The organism is Ruegeria sp. AA6 (genome assembly GCF_056542865.1).
In genome coordinates this window covers 110,473-131,018 of the sequence record NZ_JBQGAN010000010.1, presented here as the reverse complement: position 1 = coordinate 131,018, position 20,546 = coordinate 110,473, and the positions used below count along the sequence as shown (strand labels likewise).

General features: G+C 59.0%; 19 protein-coding genes. 11 read left to right on the top strand and 8 right to left on the bottom strand.

Annotated features, from left to right (window positions below; all coding sequences use genetic code 11):
* Positions 1-5 precede the first annotated feature (5 nt).
* The 4 genes from ACR0LN_RS13710 to ACR0LN_RS13695 form a co-directional block, all read right to left on the bottom strand.
* A complete protein-coding gene (locus ACR0LN_RS13710) occupies positions 6-1,091 on the bottom strand; it encodes an ABC transporter permease (protein WP_480430355.1) in 1,086 nt (361 codons plus the stop codon).
* Positions 1,092-1,178: 87 nt separating this feature from the next.
* Complete coding sequence (locus ACR0LN_RS13705; protein WP_480430354.1) at positions 1,179-2,546, bottom strand: CmpA/NrtA family ABC transporter substrate-binding protein; 1,368 nt, start codon at positions 2,544-2,546, stop codon at positions 1,179-1,181.
* Between the two features lie 274 nt (positions 2,547-2,820).
* The gene (locus ACR0LN_RS13700; RefSeq protein WP_480430352.1) at positions 2,821-3,993 is read right to left on the bottom strand and encodes an ABC transporter substrate-binding protein; all 1,173 of its coding nucleotides are present in this window, start codon (positions 3,991-3,993) and stop codon (positions 2,821-2,823) included.
* Positions 3,990-4,574, bottom strand: coding sequence for an ANTAR domain-containing response regulator (locus tag ACR0LN_RS13695; RefSeq protein ID WP_480430350.1), 585 nt, complete (start codon positions 4,572-4,574; stop codon positions 3,990-3,992). Before ACR0LN_RS13695 ends, ACR0LN_RS13700 begins: the two co-directional genes overlap by 4 nt.
* Before the next feature lie 285 nt (positions 4,575-4,859).
* On the opposite strand from ACR0LN_RS13695, the gene ACR0LN_RS13690 reads away from it, so the two are divergent.
* The 3 genes from ACR0LN_RS13690 (at position 4,860) to ACR0LN_RS13680 (ending at position 8,521) form a co-directional block, all read left to right on the top strand.
* Positions 4,860-6,014: a phosphoserine transaminase gene (locus ACR0LN_RS13690; RefSeq protein WP_480430348.1), complete on the top strand. Its 1,155-nt coding sequence runs from the start codon at positions 4,860-4,862 to the stop codon at positions 6,012-6,014.
* A 60-nt stretch (positions 6,015-6,074) separates the two neighbouring features.
* Positions 6,075-7,670 carry a phosphoglycerate dehydrogenase gene (gene serA, locus ACR0LN_RS13685; RefSeq protein ID WP_480430347.1) on the top strand — a complete coding sequence of 532 codons (1,596 nt, stop codon included), beginning with the start codon at positions 6,075-6,077 and terminating at the stop codon, positions 7,668-7,670.
* 116 nt (positions 7,671-7,786) lie between these two features.
* Complete coding sequence (locus ACR0LN_RS13680) at positions 7,787-8,521, top strand: metallophosphoesterase family protein (RefSeq protein ID WP_480430345.1); 735 nt, start codon at positions 7,787-7,789, stop codon at positions 8,519-8,521.
* Here the strand turns inward: ACR0LN_RS13680 and ACR0LN_RS13675 are convergent.
* The 3 genes from ACR0LN_RS13675 to ACR0LN_RS13665 form a co-directional block, all read right to left on the bottom strand.
* Complete coding sequence (locus ACR0LN_RS13675) at positions 8,511-10,028, bottom strand: malonate--CoA ligase (protein ID WP_480430344.1); 1,518 nt, start codon at positions 10,026-10,028, stop codon at positions 8,511-8,513. The genes ACR0LN_RS13680 and ACR0LN_RS13675 overlap by 11 nt on opposite strands.
* Before the next feature lie 93 nt (positions 10,029-10,121).
* Complete coding sequence (locus tag ACR0LN_RS13670; RefSeq protein ID WP_480430343.1) at positions 10,122-10,826, bottom strand: GntR family transcriptional regulator; 705 nt, start codon at positions 10,824-10,826, stop codon at positions 10,122-10,124.
* A gap of 13 nt (positions 10,827-10,839) precedes the next feature.
* Entirely contained in the window at positions 10,840-12,195 is a 1,356-nt protein-coding gene (locus ACR0LN_RS13665; RefSeq protein ID WP_480430342.1) for a formimidoylglutamate deiminase, read from the bottom strand.
* Between the two features lie 81 nt (positions 12,196-12,276).
* Here ACR0LN_RS13665 and hutI point away from each other — a divergent pair, with 81 nt between their 5' ends.
* From hutI to serB, 5 genes are all read left to right on the top strand, one after another.
* Positions 12,277-13,485 carry an imidazolonepropionase gene (gene hutI, locus ACR0LN_RS13660; protein ID WP_480430341.1) on the top strand — a complete coding sequence of 403 codons (1,209 nt, stop codon included), beginning with the start codon at positions 12,277-12,279 and terminating at the stop codon, positions 13,483-13,485.
* Positions 13,482-15,011 (top strand): histidine ammonia-lyase, encoded by a 1,530-nt coding sequence (gene hutH, locus ACR0LN_RS13655; RefSeq protein WP_480430340.1) that lies wholly within the window; start codon positions 13,482-13,484, stop codon positions 15,009-15,011. The genes hutI and hutH overlap by 4 nt, the downstream gene beginning before the upstream one ends.
* Positions 15,011-15,808, top strand: a complete 798-nt coding sequence (gene hutG / locus ACR0LN_RS13650) for an N-formylglutamate deformylase (protein WP_480430338.1) — start codon at positions 15,011-15,013, stop codon at positions 15,806-15,808. Before hutH ends, hutG begins: the two co-directional genes overlap by 1 nt.
* Entirely contained in the window at positions 15,805-17,487 is a 1,683-nt protein-coding gene (gene hutU, locus ACR0LN_RS13645; RefSeq protein WP_480430337.1) for a urocanate hydratase, read from the top strand. The genes hutG and hutU overlap by 4 nt, the downstream gene beginning before the upstream one ends.
* A gap of 68 nt (positions 17,488-17,555) precedes the next feature.
* The gene (serB, locus tag ACR0LN_RS13640; protein ID WP_480430336.1) at positions 17,556-18,431 is read left to right on the top strand and encodes a phosphoserine phosphatase SerB; all 876 of its coding nucleotides are present in this window, start codon (positions 17,556-17,558) and stop codon (positions 18,429-18,431) included.
* Positions 18,432-18,477: 46 nt separating this feature from the next.
* Here the strand turns inward: serB and ACR0LN_RS13635 are convergent, their stop codons facing one another.
* Positions 18,478-19,305 carry a hypothetical protein gene (locus tag ACR0LN_RS13635; RefSeq protein ID WP_480430334.1) on the bottom strand — a complete coding sequence of 276 codons (828 nt, stop codon included), beginning with the start codon at positions 19,303-19,305 and terminating at the stop codon, positions 18,478-18,480.
* A 151-nt stretch (positions 19,306-19,456) separates the two neighbouring features.
* Here ACR0LN_RS13635 and ACR0LN_RS13630 point away from each other — a divergent pair, with 151 nt between their 5' ends.
* The 3 genes from ACR0LN_RS13630 to ACR0LN_RS13620 are packed head-to-tail and all read left to right on the top strand — an operon-like array spanning position 19,457 to position 20,544.
* Positions 19,457-19,786, top strand: coding sequence for an ArsR/SmtB family transcription factor (locus ACR0LN_RS13630; RefSeq protein WP_480430332.1), 330 nt, complete (start codon positions 19,457-19,459; stop codon positions 19,784-19,786).
* Complete coding sequence (locus ACR0LN_RS13625; RefSeq protein WP_480430331.1) at positions 19,774-20,199, top strand: SRPBCC family protein; 426 nt, start codon at positions 19,774-19,776, stop codon at positions 20,197-20,199. The genes ACR0LN_RS13630 and ACR0LN_RS13625 overlap by 13 nt, the downstream gene beginning before the upstream one ends.
* A gap of 24 nt (positions 20,200-20,223) precedes the next feature.
* Positions 20,224-20,544 carry a YciI family protein gene (locus ACR0LN_RS13620; RefSeq protein ID WP_480430329.1) on the top strand — a complete coding sequence of 107 codons (321 nt, stop codon included), beginning with the start codon at positions 20,224-20,226 and terminating at the stop codon, positions 20,542-20,544.
* The last annotated feature ends 2 nt before the right edge of the window (positions 20,545-20,546 follow it).

The window sequence follows — 20,546 nt, the reverse complement described above, 5'->3', positions numbered from 1 at the left end:
ATCAATCACCGGTTGTTCGAGAAGGTGAACAGGGACTGCAGCGCATACATCACGCGATCCAGCAGGAAGCCGATGATGCCGATGGTGAACACGGCCACCATGATCTTGGCGAGCGAGCTGGAGGAGCCGTTCTGGAACTCATCCCAGACAAACTTGCCCAGACCGGGGTTCTGCGCCAGCATCTCGGCGGCGATCAGAACCATCCAGCCGACGCCCAGCGACAGACGCAGACCGGTAAATATCAGCGGTAGTGCCGAAGGCAGAACCAGCTTGGTGATCTTGGTGTAGGTGTTCATTTTCAGAACCTTCGACACGTTTACCAGATCCTTGTCGATCGACGCCACACCCAGCGAGGTGTTGATCAGCGTGGGCCACAGCGAACACAGCGTCACTGTGATGGCCGAGATCAGGAAGGATTTCGCGAACCAGCCGTCATTGGTGACATAAACGGCCGAGACGATCATGGTCACAATCGGCAGCCAGGCCAGCGGTGAGACCGGTTTGAAAATCTGGATCAGCGGGTTCAGCGCGGCGTTTGCAGTGGGCGACAGGCCCGCAGCGATGCCCAGCGGAACGGCCACGATGGTGGCGATCAGAAAGCCGAAGAAGACCGTTTTGATCGAGGTCCAGATCTGGTTGTAATAGCTCGGCGCGCCGGTATAGGCGACCTCTTTCACCTTTTCGGGCTGACCTGCGTCGATGAACTTCTGGTTCCGCTTTTCGACCATCGCCTCGAACTTGGCCTTCTTGGCGGCCTTGGCCTGTGCGTCCTGATGCAGGCTGACGGCTTCGGACCAGACCTGAGCCGGTCCGGGGACAGCGCCCAGCGAGGTCTGCACCTTGGGCGCCAGCGTGCCCCACAGCAGCAAAAAGGCGCAGATTGCCAGCAGCGGCACGGCCAACAGACGCCAGATTTCACCCATCTGGGCGCGGGGGTTGTCACCTGCGGCGGCTTTCAGAACCGGGGTGATCCAGGACAGGCCCAAAACCTGAAACCATTTGTCGGCAGAGTTTATCCGGGTGAACAGGCGGGCCTTGCGGGCCTCGCGTTCAGCCTCATTCGATAGCGTATCGTGGTCGATGGCGGTCATTGCGGTCTCCTGGCCCGGATCGGTGTCCGGGCGGGGTGGAATTCTGTTGATGTGGAAGACCCGGCCACACGGGCCGGGGAGAGGGCCTTAGCCCTGAACTTCGGTGCCGACGACGACCTGTTCACCTTTCAGGCCAATCGGCAGGCTTTGCAGGTAGGCGTTGGGCTGGCGGGCGTCATAAGGAATGCCGTCGATGATGTCCTCGGCAGGCGTCGGGGCCTTGTAGCCGTCACTGTCCCAAGGGAAATCGGCCTCTTTCGCCAGACCTTCGTCCACCAGCATGCGGGCGGCGTCCAGATAGATGTCGGGGCGATAGACCGACTTGGCGACCTCGTCATACCACGCGTCTGTCTGCGGCTCTGCGATCTGGCCCCAGCGGCGCATCTGGGTCAGGTACCAGATGGCATCCGAATAGAACGGGTAGGTCGCGTTATAGCGGAAGAACACGTTGAAATCGGGCACCTCGCGCTTGTCGCCCTTTTCGTATTCGAACGTACCGGTCATCGAGTTTGCGATCACGTCGTAATCAGCACCCACATACTCGGGCTGGCTCAGCATCTCGACCGCGGCGGGACGGTTGGCGTTGTCATTTTCATCCAGCCAGATCGCGGCACGGATCAGAGCCTTGGTGACGGCACGCGCGGTGTTTGGATATTCCTCGGCAAACTCGGCGGTGATGCCGAACACTTTTTCGGGGTTGTTCTTCCACAGCTCATAATCGGTGATCACAGGCACGCCGATGCCTTTGAACACGGCTTGCTGGTTCCACGGCTCACCAACGCAGTAACCATAGATTGTGCCTGCTTCCAAAGTCGCGGGCATTTGCGGTGGAGGCGTTACCGACAGGAACACATCCGCGCCGATCTGACCGGTCACGTTGTCGGGGCTGTAATAGCCCGGATGCAGGCCGCCAGCGGCCAGCCAATAGCGCAGTTCGTAGTTGTGGGTCGAAACCGGGAAGACCATGCCCATGTTGAAGGGCTTGCCTTCGGATTTGTATTTCTCGACCACCGGGGCAAGCGCCTCAGCCGAGATCGGGTGTTGCGGGCGACCGTCATCCATCACCGGGATGTTTGGCTTCATCTCTTCCCAGATCTCGTTCGAGACGGTGATGCCGTTGCCGTTCAGGTCCATCGAGAAGGGGGTAACGATATGTGCCTCGGTGCCATAGCCGATGGTCGCCGCCAGCGGCTGACCGGCGAGCATGTGCGCGCCGTCCAGTTGTCCGTCGATCACGCCGTCCAGCAGCACTTTCCAGTTGGCCTGTGCTTCGAGCGTCACGAACAGGCCCTCGTCCAGGAAATAGCCATTCTCATAAGCAACTGCCAAAGGGGCCATATCGGTCAGTTTTATAAAGCCGAAGGTCAGTTCGTCTTTTTCCAGTTCCAGCGTCTCGGCCATGGCCGGGCTGATCAGGGCGGTGGTGGCGACAAGGCCTGCAAGGAATTTCTTCATGTGGGTCTGTCCCTTTTCTAGGTTCCGGGCGATCCGGGGAGGTGAAATACAAAAAGCCGCTGCACGCTCTGACCGGGAGGAGGAGGCCAGAGAGTGAGCGGCTTTGCTCAGTCGGTCCCAAACTTTGGGATGAATTCTTTCGACACACGTCGTTGCGCGCCGTTGTAGTCAGAGTCGAAGAAGAATGGGCCCGGATCAAGAATTAATGCTGCATCGCGGCGTAATTTTCTGCAAATGCTCTGTAGGCGGCAGAGGGATGCCTATAATTTAGGCGTCAGATATCCTGTGGGTCAAAAATGCGCCCGTCCAGAAACGCGTCCGGCTTCAGCGACAATTGCCCATTACACGAGGCAACCGGGGTGGTTTCGCGAATCGCCCCCTCAAGCTTTTCTGACGCGCCGGGAAGGTCGGCGCCCAGCCCGGCCATCTGGTCGCGGTATATATCGCTGCGGAATACGCTGCCTGCCTGCGCCAGCGCCATGTGCGGGTCCAGATTGTACCGCTCGGCCAGTCGATGTGCGATCCATTTGGCCTGACTGCGCCAGGGGAAATTTGCAGCCCCGTCGTGGAATTCGAGGAAACCCGAAACCTCACGCTGCTCGGCCTGACCCGATATGGTGAATCGCCCGGACAGCGCCCGGTCAATCAGTTCCGAGGGCAGGTCCAAGTAGGTTTCACGGGCCAGTATCTCGGCGGCGGAGGTTTGGCTGCCAGGCTGGCCCAGCCAGCGCCCGGCGCGCCAGACGGCGCGCATCAACTTGCCCAACAGATGCGGCTCGGTCTCCGCCCATTCGGTGCGCACGGCCAGCACCTTTTCGGGTGCAAAGGCCCAGATCGCCTGTCCGGGAAGCAACAGCGCCCCGGCCCCGGATTCCACAGCGACCGAACCCCACGGTTCGCCCACGCAGAACGCGTCCACGTCGCCTTCGGCCAATGCCTGCGCCATCAACGGGGGCGGAATGGTGCGCACCTCGATGCCGATGCGCGAGAGATCCGTGGCCTCAAGCCAGCATTGCAGCAGTTCCATATGTAGCGAAAACGGGAAGGGGACGCCGAAGACCAGTGGTCGGTCGGCGACGGCGGCTAACGCCTTGGCAGCCAAAAACGGATCATGGAAGTCGAATTCATAGCCCGTTTCGCGCAGGCGGGTTTCCAGCGCGTGGCTGATGCCGATCACATCGCCATTCACAGACAGGACAGACACGGCGGACAAAGGTTGCGTGACCCCACCCAGTCCCAGCGCCATCGCCACCGGCACGGGCGACAACAAATGCGCGGCATCCACGCGGCCAAAGGCCAGCATATCCCGCACGGATGACCACGAGGGCGCGGCGATCAGATCCAGTTCAATCCCTTCGGCGCGGGCCAGCCCCATCTCATGTGCGACGATCAGCGGCGCGGCATCGACCAACGGCACATAGGCGACAGGCAGAGTGACAGCATTCATGACAAGAGCCCCGATGCGGTGACAAGCGCCTCGGCCACATCGGCGACGCGGCGGCCCTGATCCATGGCGGCCTTGCGCAGCAGGGCATAGGCTTCTTCTTCCTCAACTCCACGTGCTTTCATCAGAAGGCCCTTGGCGCGGTCGATCACCTTGCGCTCTTCCAGCGCGCGTTTGGTCTCGGCCAGTTCGCGGCGCATCTGGCGAACGATCTGGAAACGCGCAATGGCGGCGTCCAGCACCGGTTTCAACCGATCAGGCTGCATGCCATCGACCACATAGGCCGAGAGACCCGCCTCAATTGCAGTAGACGCCAGATCCCCCGCCGCGCCCGAGACAAACATGGCCACCGGGCGCTCCAAAGGGCCAGAGGCCAGCGTCAGTTCCTCAAGCATGTCGCGGGTCGGGTTGTCGATGTCGATCAGTACTACATCCGGCACCAGCGCGGCGATCTTGCGCGCCAGGCTGGACACATTGCCGATCACATGGACATCGTAAGTCCCCGACGCCTTCAAAGCGTCGACGATGGCAATCGCACGCTCTCGGTCTTCTTCGACGACGACAATGGTCAGGGTGTCAGGCATGGCACCTTTTCACCGCCTCATTTCCCAAGCTCAAGGGTTTGGGCCGCATTCTGTCAGAGTTCGAAGGAGGGTGCCTAAAAAATAATCAGACCTTTTGCCGGAGGTGTCAGGAAACCGTGAATCTTTCGCCTATCGGAAACTTGTGACCGCGAATGGCACGGCTTGAGATGTCGTTTTTCGGAATCAAAGTGTCTTTTCTGCTTGCTGATGCTGCACGCGCACCATAGCTCTGTCCGTGGGACACCCCTCCCCAACGAGGGGCGTGTATCTGGAAGGGTAATACACATGACTATCGAACAACCGGTCACGCGGCCGGCGAATCCGCGTTTTTCTTCGGGTCCCTGCGCGAAACCCCCCACATTCGATCTGACCAAACTGGCCGATGCTGCGCTGGGCCGGTCGCACCGTGCCGCTATTGGCAAGGATAAGCTGAAAGCGGCCATCGAAGGCACGCGCGAGGTTCTGGGCATTCCGGCAGATTACAAAATCGGCATCGTTCCTGCTTCGGACACCGGCGCGGTCGAGATGGCGTTGTGGTCGCTGTTGGGCGAACGCAAGGTCGAGATGCTGGCCTGGGAAAGCTTTGGGTCCGGCTGGGTGACCGATGTGGTCAAACAGTTGAAGATCGACGCCGAGGTAAAGACTGCGGACTACGGACAGATCGTGGATCTGGCGTCGGTCGATTTCGCCAATGATGTTGTGTTTACGTGGAACGGTACGACCTCGGGCGTGCGGGTTCCCAATGGCGATTGGATCGCCGATGGCCGTCAGGGTCTGACGATCTGCGACGCGACCTCGGCGGCTTTTGCGATGGACCTGCCCTGGGACAAGCTGGATGTAACCACCTTCAGCTGGCAGAAAGTGCTGGGTGGTGAAGCTGCCCACGGTATGCTGATCCTCAGCCCTCGCGCAGTCGAGCGGCTGGAAAGCTACACCCCCGCATGGCCGCTGCCGAAGATTTTCCGCCTGACCAAAGGTGGCAAGCTGATCGACGGTATCTTTACCGGGGCCACAATCAACACGCCCTCGATGCTGGCGGTCGAAGATTACCTGTTTGCGCTGGACTGGGCGCGCTCGGTTGGTGGCCTGCAAGGGCTGATCGCTCGTGCGGACGCCAACGCAGGCGCGGTGCATGCGTTCTGTGACCAGAATGACTGGATCGCCAATCTGGCCGAGGATGCGGCGACGCAATCGAACACCTCGGTCTGCCTGAAATTCACCGATGCCCGCATTCAGGACGGGGCCACTTTCGCCAAGGCTGTGGCAAAGCGGTTGGAAGCCGAGAACATCGCTTTGGACATCGGCGCCTATCGCGACGCGCCTGCGGGTCTGCGCATCTGGTGCGGCGGCACGGTTGAAACCTCGGATATCGAGGCGATGCTGCCTTGGCTCACTTGGGCCTTTGAGGCCGAGATTGCGGCGCAAACCGAAGCCGCCTGACCTATTCACCGGGCCGCGACATAGGCCCGGACCTTCCATATAATTCAAGGACCAGAGAATATGGCCCCCAAAGTACTCGTATCTGACAAGCTCAGCGAAACCGCCGTGCAGATTTTCCGCGATCGCGGCATTGACGTGGATTTCATGCCCGATCTGGGCAAGGACAAGGACAAGCTGGCCGAGGTGATCGGTCAGTATGATGGCCTTGCCATCCGGTCGGCCACCAAGGTCACGCCGACCATTCTGGAGAAGGCCGACAAGCTAAAAGTGATCGGCCGCGCCGGGATCGGCACCGACAATATCGACAAGGATGCCGCGTCCAAGAAGGGCGTGATCGTGATGAACACGCCGTTCGGCAACATGATCACAACTGCCGAACATGCGATTGCGATGATGTTCGCCGTGGCGCGGCAAATCGCCGAGGCCAGCACCTCGACCCATGCTGGCAAGTGGGAAAAGTCCAAGTTCATGGGGATCGAGCTGACCAACAAGACCCTCGGAGTGATCGGGGCGGGCAATATCGGTGGCATCGTCTGCGAACGTGCGCTGGGCCTGAAGATGAAGGTCGTCGCCTATGACCCCTATCTGGGCGAAGAGAAAGCCGCCAAGATGGGTGTGGAAAAGGTCGAACTCGATGAGTTGCTGACACGCGCTGACTTTATCACTCTGCACGTGCCGCTGACCGATCAGACCCGCAACATCCTGAGCCGCGAGAATCTGGCAAAGACCAAACCGGGTGTGCGCGTCATCAACTGTGCCCGTGGCGGTCTGGTCGATGAAGACGCGCTGGCAGAGGCGCTGCAATCGGGCCATGTCGCCGGAGCGGCCTTTGACGTGTTCAGCGAAGAACCGGCTAAGGAAAACGCCCTGTTCAACCTGCCCAACGTGGTCTGTACGCCTCACCTTGGCGCGGCGACCACCGAAGCGCAGGAGAACGTGGCGCTGCAAGTGGCCGAGCAGATCTCGAATTACCTGCTGACCGGTGCCGTTGAAAACGCGTTGAACATGCCCAGCGTCACGGCCGAAGAGGCCAAAGTCATGGGTCCGTGGATCAAGCTGGCCGGGCATCTGGGCAGCTTCATCGGCCAGATGACGGATGAACCGGTCAAGGCGATCAATATCCTCTATGATGGTGTTGCGGCCCAAATGAACCTGGCGGCCCTGAACTGCGCCGTAGTCGCGGGGATCATGAAAAAGTTCAACCCCGAGGTGAACATGGTTTCTGCCCCAGTGGTGGCCAAAGAGCGGGGGATTCAGATTTCGACTACCAATCAGGACAAGTCAGGTGCGTTCGAAGGCTATATTAAGGTGACTGTGGTGACCGAAAAGCGCGAGCGTTCCATCGGGGGTACGGTGTTCAGCGATGGCAAGCCGCGCTTTATCCAGATCAAGGGTATCAACATTGATGCCGAGGTCGGGGCGCATATGCTCTATACCACCAACGAAGATGTTCCCGGCATCATTGGTGCGCTGGGTCAGACCATGGGCGACAACAACGTCAACATCGCGAACTTTACCCTTGGACGCTCGGAAGCGGGCGGCGAGGCCATCGCGCTGCTGTATGTCGACGAGCCGGTCCCGGCGGAGGCGCGCGCCAAGCTGGCCGAAACCGGTCTGTTCACCCAGATCAAGCCGCTGGAATTCGACGTCGCCTAATCGGTGTTGAAAAACTGAGACAACTCATACCCGCGCCTTTAAAAGCGCGGGTATTTTCTTTTTCAACCCTGCAAATCGCGTCACAAGCAGGGTGTCTGTTTTTCTTGAGGATATTCATGGCTTTTCCCATCTACGCCGTCGGCGATATCCACGGTCAGCTGGAAATGCTGGAACATGCACTGCGCCTGATCGAACAAGATGGAGGGCGGGATGCGAGGATCGTATTCGTAGGTGACTACGTGGATCGAGGGCCAGACAGTCGCGCGGTTCTGGACCTTTTGGTTGCTGCGCAGCAGGCGGGGCGGAATTGGATATTTTTACTAGGCAATCATGACCGCATGTTCGCCCGGTTCATGCGGGACGGATCGACCGCCGAGGCCAAGCTCAGGGTAGGCGAGCACTGGTTGCACGAACGTCTGGGCGGCACTGAAACTCTGGCCTCATACGGCATCGACTTTTTGCCGGACGAGCGGATTTACAAGATTCTTGAACGCGCGCGGGAATTGGTCCCGCCAGAGCACACCGCATTTCTGAACGGGTTGCTGACGCACCATCTTGAAAGCGACCTGCTGTTTGCGCATGCCGGCATCTGTCCCGGCGTACCACTTGCTGATCAGACAGAAGAGGACCTGATCTGGATACGGCAAGAGTTTCTGGACGATCCCCGTCCGCACCCCTGGCTTGTAGTTCATGGCCATACACCCGCACCGCAGGCCGAACATCGTGGGAACCGTGTCAATCTGGACGGAGGCGCAGGAATGGACCGCCCACTGGTTCCGGTTGTGTTCGAAGGTCGGGAATGCTGGCTGCTGACTAGGACCGGGCGGGTGTCGCTGACCCCTAGCCCTTAGTGAACATGTCCTTGTAGTTCTCGCGCAGAACGTTTTTCTGCACCTTGCCCATCGTGTTGCGAGGCAATTCGTCCAGTACGATCAGTTTACGGGGATGTTTGAACCGGGCCAGCGCGTCCTGCACGTTAGACAATATGGCGTCTGGGTCCGGTGTCTTTCCCGGCTCTGGCACCAGAATGCCCAGAACGGTCTCACCAAAATCTGGATGGGGTACGCCGATCACGGCGCTTTCCAAAACGCCGGGCTGGTCGTCCAGCACCAGCTCGATCTCTTTGGGATAGATGTTGTAGCCGCCCGAAATGATCAGGTCTTTGCCGCGCCCAACGATGTGGACATAGCCGTCCTCATCCACCCGGCCCAGATCGCCTGTGATGAAGAACCCGTCTGGCCGCAGTTCGGCGGCGGTTTTCTCGGGCATCTGCCAATAGCCTTCGAAGACATTCGGGCCGCGCACCTCGATCATGCCGATCTCGCCCTGCGGCAGGGGTTCGCCAGTGTCGGGATCAGTCACCTTCAGGTCCACATCCGGCAGCGGAAAGCCAACAGTCCCCGCCCGGCGCTCGCCGTCATAAGGGTTCGAGGTGTTCATACTGGTTTCGGTCATGCCGTAGCGTTCGAGAATACGGTGGCCGGTGCGTTCCTCAAAACGCTCATGGGTTTCGGCCAGCAATGGGGCCGAGCCCGAGATGAACAGCCGCATATGCCGGGCCAGATCGCCGGTAAAGCGCCCATCCGCCAACAAGCGGGTGTAGAAGGTCGGCACACCCATCATTGACGTGGCCTGCGGCATCAGGCGCAGCATGTCGTCCAGATCGAATTTTGGCAGAAAGATCATCGACCCGCCTGCCGACAACACCACATTCGTCGCCACGAACAACCCGTGGGTGTGAAAGATCGGCAGCGCGTGCAACAACACGTCGTCGCGGGTAAACCGCCATTCCTGTACCAGCATTTCGGCATTCGACAGCAGGTTGGCCTGCGTCAGCATCGCCCCCTTCGACCGCCCTGTGGTGCCCGATGTGTAAAGGAACGCAGCCAGATCATCCTCGGTGCGTTTGACGGGTTCGAACGCGGGTAGCATCCCCATCGATCGGCGCATCAGGCTGCCCGAGCCGTCGGCGTTCAGCGTCTCCAACCGGGCGTTTTGGGTGGCGGCGATGGGGGCAAGCCCCTTGGCCTTGGCATCGTCACAGACAACCAGTTTGGCGCCGCTGTTTTCGATGAAGTATTGCAGTTCGGCCGTGGTGTAACCGGTGTTCAACGGCAGAAAGATCAGTCCGGTCTGCGCGCAAGCGGCATAGAGCGCCAATGCCTCGGGCGACTTTTCAACCTGAACGGCCACGCGCTCGCCGGGTTCCAACTCGTACCCGGTCAGGGCGTTGGCGATCTGCGCGGCCATGTCCAGAAACGCTGCGTGGGTCAGACTCTGCCCGTCCGGCAGATGCAGGAATGGCGTGTGCTTGCCCGCATGGATGCCAAACAGCCGGTCATAAAGCGGGTTGCCCATATCGTTTATCCTCTGCGCCTGCTCAGTATGGGCTAAATTTGTAACGGAAAGGGTGGACGGTAAAGACCTCAGGCACAGAAATTGAAAGCGATCTTAAAACTGCGTGGTCATACGATAACCTGCGGCAAAGAACATTTTGGCAAAGGTCACCGGTTGTCCCTGTAGCCAAGTGATCCGTTCGCCGGTGAACACCGGCTCACCTTCCGGCACGTCCAGAAACCCCGCGACTGTCGCGTCGGCGCGACTGGCCAGAAAACTAAGTTCGACATTGGTGAAGGGGACGGTTTGAATCAGCCATTCGTTCGGACCTATTTCCGAGAAGTCCGCCTGCTCAACTTGCGGGACCGAGGCCGTGACGATCCAGCGGTCTTCGTACTGAAACGGCGTGTTGCCATTGAAATGCATGCATCGCACATGTACAATATCTTGCTTTGGCGTCAGGCCCAAACGCGCGCTGAGCCATTCGGGCGCAGTATCCGGGGCGGAAGACACCAGCGCATAGCGATAGGTTCCGCCCAATGCTTCAACCTCGTCCCGAACCATTGGGATGGTGAAGCGGGCCTGCCGCTGTGGTGCGCTTAAGACCCGCGTTCCGGCTTTGCGGCGTCGTTCCAGGTACCCTTCATCCGCGAGTTCCCGCAGCGCCCGGTTCACTGTGGTTCGGGTGCAAGAGAACTCGACCGCAAGTTCCTGTTCGTTGGGCAGCAGAGAGTCAGGCTGCCATTCGCCCGACCGAATCCGTGTCAGAACGGTTTTCTTGATGTCTTTGTAGCTTGTGGTTTCATTGGATTGGGGCATGGTGCGCGTACCCTTAGACCGAGGCCAACAGGCCCGCAATCGCGGATCTGTAGGCAGGAATGATTTGGTCGCGCGCCACGTGGCGGCCCTGTTTCACCACATGACGTCCCGCAGACCACAGATCAGTGACAAGGCCATCAGGGGCGGCAAAACAAAGCCCGTCCAGCAATTGACTATCGGTAAGGGCGCAGAGCGTTGGGTGGTTTCGGTCGATGGCGACCAGATCGGCCAGTTTGCCTTTGGCGATCTCGCCAGCATTCCGGCCAAGAGCCTGTGCGCCACCCAGCGCTGCCCCGGTATAAATCGCGTGACCGACCGAGCCTTCACCATTGACCAGAACCGCGCGCTGGTGGTCGCGCAAGCGTTGTGAGTATTCCAGTGTCCGGAGCTCCTCGGGCAAAGAAATCCTGATATTAGAATCTGAACCAACGCCAAACCGCCCGTTTTCGGCGATGTAAGTTGCACCATTGAATATGCCATCGCCCAGATTGGCTTCGGTGATGGGACACAGCCCGGCGACTGCCCCGGACCGGGCCAAAGCGCGGGTTTCGGCGTCTGTCATATGAGTGGCATGGATCAGGCACCATCTTGCATCGACCTCGACATTGTCCAGCAACCAGGCCACGGGGCGTTGTCCCAGCACCGTTTCTACGTCGGCGACTTCCTTTAGTTGTTCAGCGATGTGAATATGGACCGGGCCGTCTGGAGTGGCCTGAAGGACCCTGGACAGATCGGCAGCAGACGTTGCGCGCAGAGAATGAGGCGCAATCCCCAATTTAGAGTCTTTGTCCGGAAGAAACGTACGACAGTCCTCAGCCAGTTTCAGGAACCGGTCCACGTCATTGCCGAACCTTAACTGACCGCCTGACAGCTCCTCCTGCGCGACGCCACCATAGGTATAGAGCACCGGCAGGTGGGTCAGACCAATGCCCGTCTGCTGAGCTGCGCCAAAAATCCGCTGACTAAGCTCTGAGAGGTGATCGTAAGGGCCGCCGCCGGGTTGATGATGGACATAGTGGAACTCACCAACCGCAGCGTAACCGGCCTCCTGCATCTCCATGAAAACCAGTGCGGCGATGGCTTCGATCTGTTCGGGCGTCAGACGATCCAGAAAGCGATACATCAGGTTGCGCCATGTCCAGAAGCTTTCGCGCCCGGCCAGGCGGGTTTCGGTCATGCCTGCCATTGCCCGTTGAAAGGCATGGCTGTGAAGATTCCCCAGTGCAGGCAAGAGAACATCCACCTGCGTGTCCTCAGGTGAGGCTGGCGCGTTTGTCTGAACCTTAGTGATGCACCCGTGCACGACATCGACGCGAACATCATGGACCCAGCTAAAGCCTAATAAGGCTGTTTTGGCATGTATTGGCATCTGGTTCTCATAATGTGTAGACTTTATTGTTTTTCACATATACGTAAAAATCAAACAAGAGGGGAGCCAAAAAGAATCGCCATGACCAGAAAAACGGTCCTTACCAGCGCTAGAATGGCCACGATGGCCGATGGGGGTGCGCCCTATGGGTTGTGCCAGGATGCAGCGATCGCCTTGGAAGGGACGGTAATTGTCTGGTCTGGGTCCCAGCAGGATCTGCCATCCGAATTTGCTGATTGTCAGGTTCAGGATTTTGGCGATCGTCTGATCACTCCGGGCCTCATCGACGCACATACCCATGTGGTATTCGGTGGTAACCGCGCCACCGAGTTCGAAATGCGTCTGAACGGCGCCTCGTACGAGGAGATTGCACGCGCCGGTGGCGGAATTCTGTCTACGGTCAACGCCACGCGATTAGCCAGCGAAGAGGCGTTACTGGCCGATGCGCTGACCCGAGTGGATGCTTTGATTGCCGAAGGCGTTTGCACCCTCGAAGTCAAATCCGGCTATGGTCTGGATCATGAGACTGAGCTGAAGATGTTGCGCGTGGCGCGTCGGATCGGCGATGCTCGCCCTGTCACTGTAAAAACCAGTTTTCTCGGCGCGCATGCGGTGCCGCCCGAGTTCGCATCCCGACCAGATGACTATATCCGTGAGGTCTGCATCCCGACCCTGCGCGCGGCCCATGAACAGGGTCTGATAGACGCAGTGGACGGGTTCTGCGAAGGGATTGCATTTACCCCTGCCCAGATTGCACAGGTTTTCGACGTGGCGCAGGAATTGGGCCTGCCGGTGAAACTGCATGCCGAGCAGTTGTCAAACCTTGGTGGTGCGCGGCTTGCGGCCTCGTACGGGGCCATGTCGGCGGATCATATCGAGTATCTGGACGCAGATGGTGTGTCAGCTATGGCCGAGGCTGGGACGACCGCTGTGTTGCTGCCGGGTGCATTCTATACGCTGCGTGAAACACAGGTGCCGCCTGTTGATTTGCTGCGCCAGCACAAAATGCCGATGGCGCTGGCGACGGATTGCAATCCGGGCTCTTCGCCGCTGACATCGCTGTTGCTGACGATGAACATGGGCTGCACCCTTTTTCGTATGACACCCGAAGAGGCTCTGGCCGGGGTGACCCGCAACGCAGCGCGGGCGTTGGGAATTGGGCATGCAGGGACCATCGCGCCGGGGCAACGAGCCGATCTGGCGATCTGGAACGTCGCGCATCCGGCCGAGCTTTCCTATCGCGTCGGGTTCAACCCCTTGCACGCCCGTCTTTTCGGAGGGGTGGAATGACGTCTTTGACTTTGCAACCCGGTCAGGTTTCCCTGTCTCAGTTGGCTGAAATTTATTGGGATCAATCGGCGGTCGCGCTGGACCCCACTTGCAGATTAGCGGTCGAGGCAGCTGCCCAACGCATCCAAACCGCTGCGCAGGGCGCAGCCCCGGTTTATGGCGTCAACACCGGCTTCGGCAAACTGGCGAGCCACAAGATTGCGCCCGAGGATACCTCAACGCTGCAGCGCAATCTGATCCTCAGCCATTGTTGTGGTGTTGGACCGGCCGTGCCGCGGCGGCTGGCCCGTTTGATGATGACGCTCAAGCTGTTGTCGTTCGGCCGCGGTGCTTCGGGCGTGCGGTGGGAGCTGATCGAACTACTGCAGCAGATGCTTGAACGCGGGGTGACGCCCGTGATCCCGGCACAGGGGTCTGTTGGTGCGTCTGGCGATCTTGCGCCACTTGCCCATATGACCGCGGTGGTCATCGGCGCGGGAGAGGCCGAAGTGAACGGGGAAGTCCTGCCCGGCGCACTGGCGCTAAAATCGGTCGGGTTAGAGCCTGTTCAACTCGGCCCAAAGGAAGGGCTGGCCTTTATCAACGGCACACAGTTTTCAACCGCGTTCGCTCTGGCAGGTCTGTTCGAAGCCTGGCGCGCGGCACAAAGCGCGCTGGTGATCTCGGCCCTGTCGACTGATGCAATCATGGGGTCCACGGCACCCCTGCGACCCGAAATTCATACCTTGCGCGGCCATCGCGGCCAGACCGAAGTCGCCAGTACCATGCGCGCCGTATTGGCCGGGTCGGAAATTCGGGAAAGTCATCGTGAAGGCGACACCCGCGTTCAAGACCCGTACTGCATCCGCTGCCAGCCACAGGTCACTGGCGCGGCCATGGATGTGATGCGGCAGGCGGCCGCCACGCTTGAGATCGAGGCCAACGCCGCGACAGATAACCCTTTGGTTCTTGAGGACGGGATTGTGTCGGGCGGGAACTTCCATGCCGAACCCGTGGGATTTGCCGCAGATATGATCGCTCTGGCCCTGTCCGAGGTCGGTGCAATCGCGCAGCGCCGTATCGCTTTGATGGTGGATCCAGCACTCAGCTTTGATCTGCCGCCATTCCTGACCCCCGATCCAGGACTAAATTCGGGCCTGATGATTGCCGAGGTCACCACCGCCGCGCTCATGAGCGAGAACAAGCATCTCGCAAACCCATGTGTGACGGACAGCACCCCGACATCGGCCAATCAGGAGGATCACGTCTCGATGGCTGCGCACGGTGCGCGACGTCTGACGCGTATGGTCGAGAACCTGAACTACATTCTGGGCGTCGAACTGATGTGCGCCGCGCAAGGGGTTGAATTTCGCGCACCGCTGACCACCAGTCACCCGTTGCAGCAGGTCATCGCACGGTTGCGGTTGGATATTCCGCCGCTGGCCGAGGATCGCTATCTGGCACCAGAACTTGAGACAGCAAAGAAATTGGTGGCCGACGCTACAATCCTGCGCGCTGTGGGTACTTCGATGCCGGAGCTGACGTGATGCAGGTGGTCAGCGTAAAGCGCGGAGACGGTCCTATCGTGTTGGGGCAACCCCATGGTGGAACCTTTGTGCCGGATGACATCCTGGCGCGACTCAATGACACCGGGCGGGCGCTGGCGGATACCGATTGGCATATAAACAGGCTCTATGAGGGGCTTTTGGGCAATGCAACAGTGGTTCAGTCCCATATCCACCGCTATGTGATCGACGCCAATCGCGACCCGAAAGGCGTGTCGCTGTATCCCGGGCAGAACACCACGACTCTGGTGCCCTTGACCGATTTCGATGGTCACTCGATCTGGGTCGACGGCCAAACACCATCCGCAGATGAAATTGAACACCGGCGCCTGACCTACCACAAACCGTATCACGCCGCGCTTTCGGAAGAGGTCCAGCGTGTGCGCGACCGTCATGGTGTGGCGGTTCTGTTCGATTGCCACTCGATCCGCAGCCGTATCCCGTTTCTGTTCGATGGTACCCTGCCCGACATGAACATCGGTACAGATGGCGGCGAAACCTGCGCGCCAGATATCGAGTCTATTACACATGAGTTTGCGGCTTCTTCGCCCTACAGCACCGTTTTGAACGGGCGGTTCCGTGGCGGCTGGACGACCCGTCACTATGGATGCCCGAGTGAGGGCGTTCACGCCATACAGATGGAGCTGGCCCAGTCCACCTATCTGACCACCGAAGCCGCCCCATGGACCTATGACCATGCCAAGGCCAACCGCCTGCGCCGTTGGTTGCGCGATATTCTGGTTGCCATCCAAGACACTGCATTGGAGCTTACGCCATGAACGACCCTCGCAAGAACACCCGCGATATCTACCCGCCGACCGGACCTGAGCTGAATGCCAAAAGCTGGGTGACCGAAGCGCCGTTGCGGATGCTGATGAACAACCTGCACCCAGACGTGGCAGAGAACCCGCATGAGCTGGTGGTCTATGGCGGCATTGGACGTGCGGCGCGCACGTGGAAGGATTTCGACACTATTGTCGCTGGTTTGAAGGATTTGGAAGAGGATGAGACCCTGATCGTCCAGTCTGGCAAGCCGGTGGCGATCATACGAACGCATAAGGATGCGCCGCGCGTTTTGATCGCCAATTCAAACCTCGTACCCCATTGGGCAACCTGGGATCACTTTAACGAGCTCGATAAGAAGGGTCTGATGATGTACGGCCAGATGACGGCCGGCTCGTGGATTTACATCGGCACGCAGGGTATCGTGCAGGGCACCTATGAGACCTTTGCCGAGGCCGGGCGTCAGCACTATGACGGCGATTTGACCGGCAAGTGGATTCTGACCGGCGGGCTAGGCGGCATGGGCGGCGCGCAGCCATTGGCGGCTGTCTTCGCCGGGGCCAGCTGTCTGGCGGTCGAGTGTAACCCGGACAGCATCGATTTCCGTTTGCGTACCAAATACCTTGACGAAAAGGCCGAAACGCTGGACGAAGCGCTGGAGATGATCGACCGCTGGACCAAGGCGGGCGAGGCGAAATCAGTGGGCCTGCTGGGCAATGCGGCCGAGGTTTTCCCCGAGATTTACCGCCGTATGGCCGAGGGCGGGATGCGCCCGGATATCGTCACCGACCAGACCAGTGCCCATGACCCGATCAACGGCTATCTGCCCTTGGGCTGGTCGATGGCGCAGTGGCGCGAAAAGCGGGAAACAGACCCCAAAGCGGTGGAAAAGGCCGCACGGGCCTCGATGAAGCAGCACGTGGCTGCGATGGTCGATTTCTGGAACGCGGGTGTGCCGACGCTGGACTACGGCAACAACATCCGCCAAGTGGCGCAGGATGAAGGCTTGGAAAATGCCTTTGCCTTCCCTGGTTTTGTGCCTGCCTATATCCGCCCGCTGTTCTGCAAAGGGATCGGCCCGTTCCGCTGGTGCGCCCTGTCAGGCGACCCCGAGGATATCTACAAAACCGACGCCAAAATGAAGGAACTGTTCCCCGAGAACGAGCACCTGCACCGGTGGCTGGATATGGCACAAGACCGGATCGCGTTTCAGGGCCTGCCCGCCCGCATCTGCTGGATTGGTTTGGGCGACCGCCACCGTGCTGGGCTGGCCTTCAACGAGATGGTCGCCAGTGGCGAGTTGAAAGCGCCCGTTGTCATCGGTCGGGACCATCTGGACAGCGGCTCGGTCGCCAGCCCCAACCGCGAGACCGAAGCAATGCTGGACGGGTCAGATGCTGTCAGTGACTGGCCGTTACTGAATGCATTGATCAACACAGCCAGCGGGGCGACCTGGGTGTCGCTGCATCACGGCGGTGGGGTTGGCATGGGCTTTAGTCAGCACGCAGGCGTTGTGATCTGTGCCGATGGCACTGACGATGCCGCCCGACGGCTGGAGCGCGTTTTATGGAACGATCCGGCCTCGGGTGTGTGGCGGCATGCAGATGCGGGGTATGACATCGCGAAGGATTGCGCGCGCGAACACGGGCTGCGGCTGCCGGGTATTTTAGGGTAGGTCGAAACTGTCTCTGGCGAAAATGCTGCACCTGCGATATGCGCAGGTGAGCTTGCCGGAGATCCAAGATGTACGTTGCCACCCTGTTGACCAACCCCAACGCGCCGACGCTGGAACTTTCGTTGGTCGAGTCTTTGCGGAACGCATGGGGGGGTGGCGAGATCGCGTGGCTCAGCCCGGATGAGGCAGTAGAGTTTTCGCTGGCCGAGATGCCGGGCAACCTTTGGGATGTTTGGGCAGACCTGCAGCAGATTGGCGTGGACCTAATTGTCCAGCCTGGCGAAGGACGGCGAAAGAAAATGCTGTTGGCCGATATGGACAGCACCATGATCCAGCAGGAATGTATTGACGAGCTGGCCGATGAGGCGGGCGTCGGCGACCGGGTCAAAGACATCACCGCGCGCGCCATGAATGGCGAACTGGACTTCGAAGGCGCGCTGATCGAACGCGTTGGCCTAATGAAAGACTTGGAAGAGGCGGTGATTTACAAGGTGCTCGAGGAACGTATTACCTTGATGCCGGGGGGTAAAGAACTTGTCTCGACCATGCGCAGGCATGAAGGGTACGCGGCACTGGTCTCGGGGGGGTTCACGGCATTTACTTCCAAAGTGGCGGAAGAGCTGGGTTTTGACGAAAACCGCGCCAACACACTGCTGACCGAGAATGGCAAATTGACAGGCGATGTACTGCGCCCGATTCTGGGCAAGCAGGCCAAAGTGGACGCGCTGGAGCAGATTACACAGCGGTTGGGATTGTCCGAGGCGGATGTGATCGCCGTTGGCGACGGGGCAAATGATCTGGGCATGTTGGGCCGGGCTGGAACCGGGGTGGCATTGCACGCCAAGCCGTCAGTTGCGGCGCAAAGCACCGTAAGGGTCAATTTCGGAGACCTAACCGCGCTGCTTTATCTACAAGGATATTCCAGGGATGAATTTGCAGAATAAGAAGGGTCACTTCTGAGGCGATATACCCCCAAAAGGTTTTCGGCCTCTAACGCCTTCTGACGGAATATTTTTTTTGCAATGCGCCTGCGTTCCAGTACCGGTTGAGCTCTTCTTCCGAATAGCCAAGCTTGATGGCCAGATCGAAGACTGCATCCAATAGTTGCTGGTCCACCGAGTCAATTTCCGTCGAGAGAGTCCTTTGTGACTGATCGACGGGTTTCGATGTCACGTTATAGGTCGCCGTTCCGGCAAAGTCCGTTAAGAAAGCCGATAGTTTTGGGTCTTCAGGATTGTAAAGGTCTTCGAACCGGTACAGCCCGATGAACCCGTTCCGTTCATGCTGTTCAAATGCGAACTGATTGATTTCAAGCCAATTGAAAAGGTTCTTCTCAAAGGGAGAGAACTTTGCTGCGTTTTGTGCGACCTTTTTGAAGTACACGGTTGGGTCATCTGGATGAATAACGGCAATTCTTTCTGTTCTTCGACCGCGTGGAACGCTGGGATCAAAAATTCCATGCGTGGCATGCGAGGTAGCAGTTTCAAAAGGATTTCGAAGCAAGTGTGCGAAGCTGAGTTCGCTTTCGAACCGGGTCGCGAAGTAGGGTAGCCATGCATAGCAGGTCCACCCCACGTCAATGTATGATGTCCCGTCTGCCAGCAAGTCCTCGATGGCAATCAGCTTTCGTTGAATCGGAACGTGCTTTCCTAATGCTCCAAAAAAACTACGGGGACGACGGAAAACGTGCCGGGAAAAATAGTCGGGACCAAGAGGTTCATGCTCAACAACTGTTTCGGGCAGCGATTTTTGCAGAATGGACGCGATATTTTGTGTAGATGTGCGGCCGGTGGACAGAAGAAAACGGACGTTAGCCATTTTTGATCCTATATACTTTAAGCGCGGCGACCTTGGCGTTCAGATGTCTGGAAAGCAACCGCAAAAGGCTGATGACCGTATGACGAGGAAGATTTTGCGAAACGGTAGTCGGGCCTTTTCTTCATTTAGCAAAAATGTTAAATGAAGAGTCATGAACACGCTTCTGACCACTTTTTCGGCCCTGTCTGACGTAACCCGGTTCTCGATCGTTGAGCAGTTGATGCGAGATGGTGAACTGCCCGCCGGTGACCTGATCGAGGGGCGCGGCATGTCCGGCGCCGCAATCTCGCGCCATTTGAAGGTGCTGCGCGAGGCCGGATTGGTGCAGCAGCGGGTGCAGGGCAGCCAGCGGATGTATTCCATCCAACCCGATGGGCTGCGGGCAATTGCCGAGTGGACCATTTCGAAACGGCAATTCTGGGAAACCAGCCTCGACCGTTTGAACGATTTGATTGAAGGGGAGAATTCATGGCCGACCTGAAACTGGAACGTGAGTTCCCCACCACACCAGAAAACCTGTTTTCCTGGATCAGCGATGGCGCCAAGCTGCTGCAGTGGTGGGGGCCAGAGGGAATGCATGTGCCCGAGCATGATCTGGATTTCTCGCGCCTCGGGCCGTGGTATTCGGTCATGCAGAACGCCGAGGGCCAGCAATATAAGGTCTCGGGGCAGGTTACGCATGTCGATCCGCCCAACTCGGTTGGTTTCACCTGGGGCTGGCATGACGATCAGGATCAGCGCGGCGCGGAAAGCCACGTGACGCTGACCGTTGAGCCGGCTGGCGACGGCGCGCGCCTGATACTGGATCACCGCGAGCTGGGCGATGATGAGATCGCGGCCAACCACAATTCCGGCTGGACCTCGTCACTGCGCAAGCTTGAAGCTCAGTTTTAAGGAATTTATCAGGGAGGAAGAGAAATGCCTCAATTTTTGTTTGTCTATCACGGCGGTCATACCCCAACCGATCCCGCCGAAATCGAAGCGACCATGGCAGCCTGGGGCGCGTGGTTTCAAAACATGGGCGACGCGCTCGACATCCCCGGCAACCCGGTGGGCCAGTCCTATACAGTCAGTTCCGGTGGCGTCGTTGACAATGGCGGCGCCAACCCGGCCTCTGGCTTTACAGTCGTCAAGGCTGACAGCATTGATGCCGCGACCGAGATGGCCAAGGGCTGCCCCATGGTTGTCAACGGTTCTGGCTCGGTCGAAGTGGCCGAGGTACATCCGATAGAAATGTGACC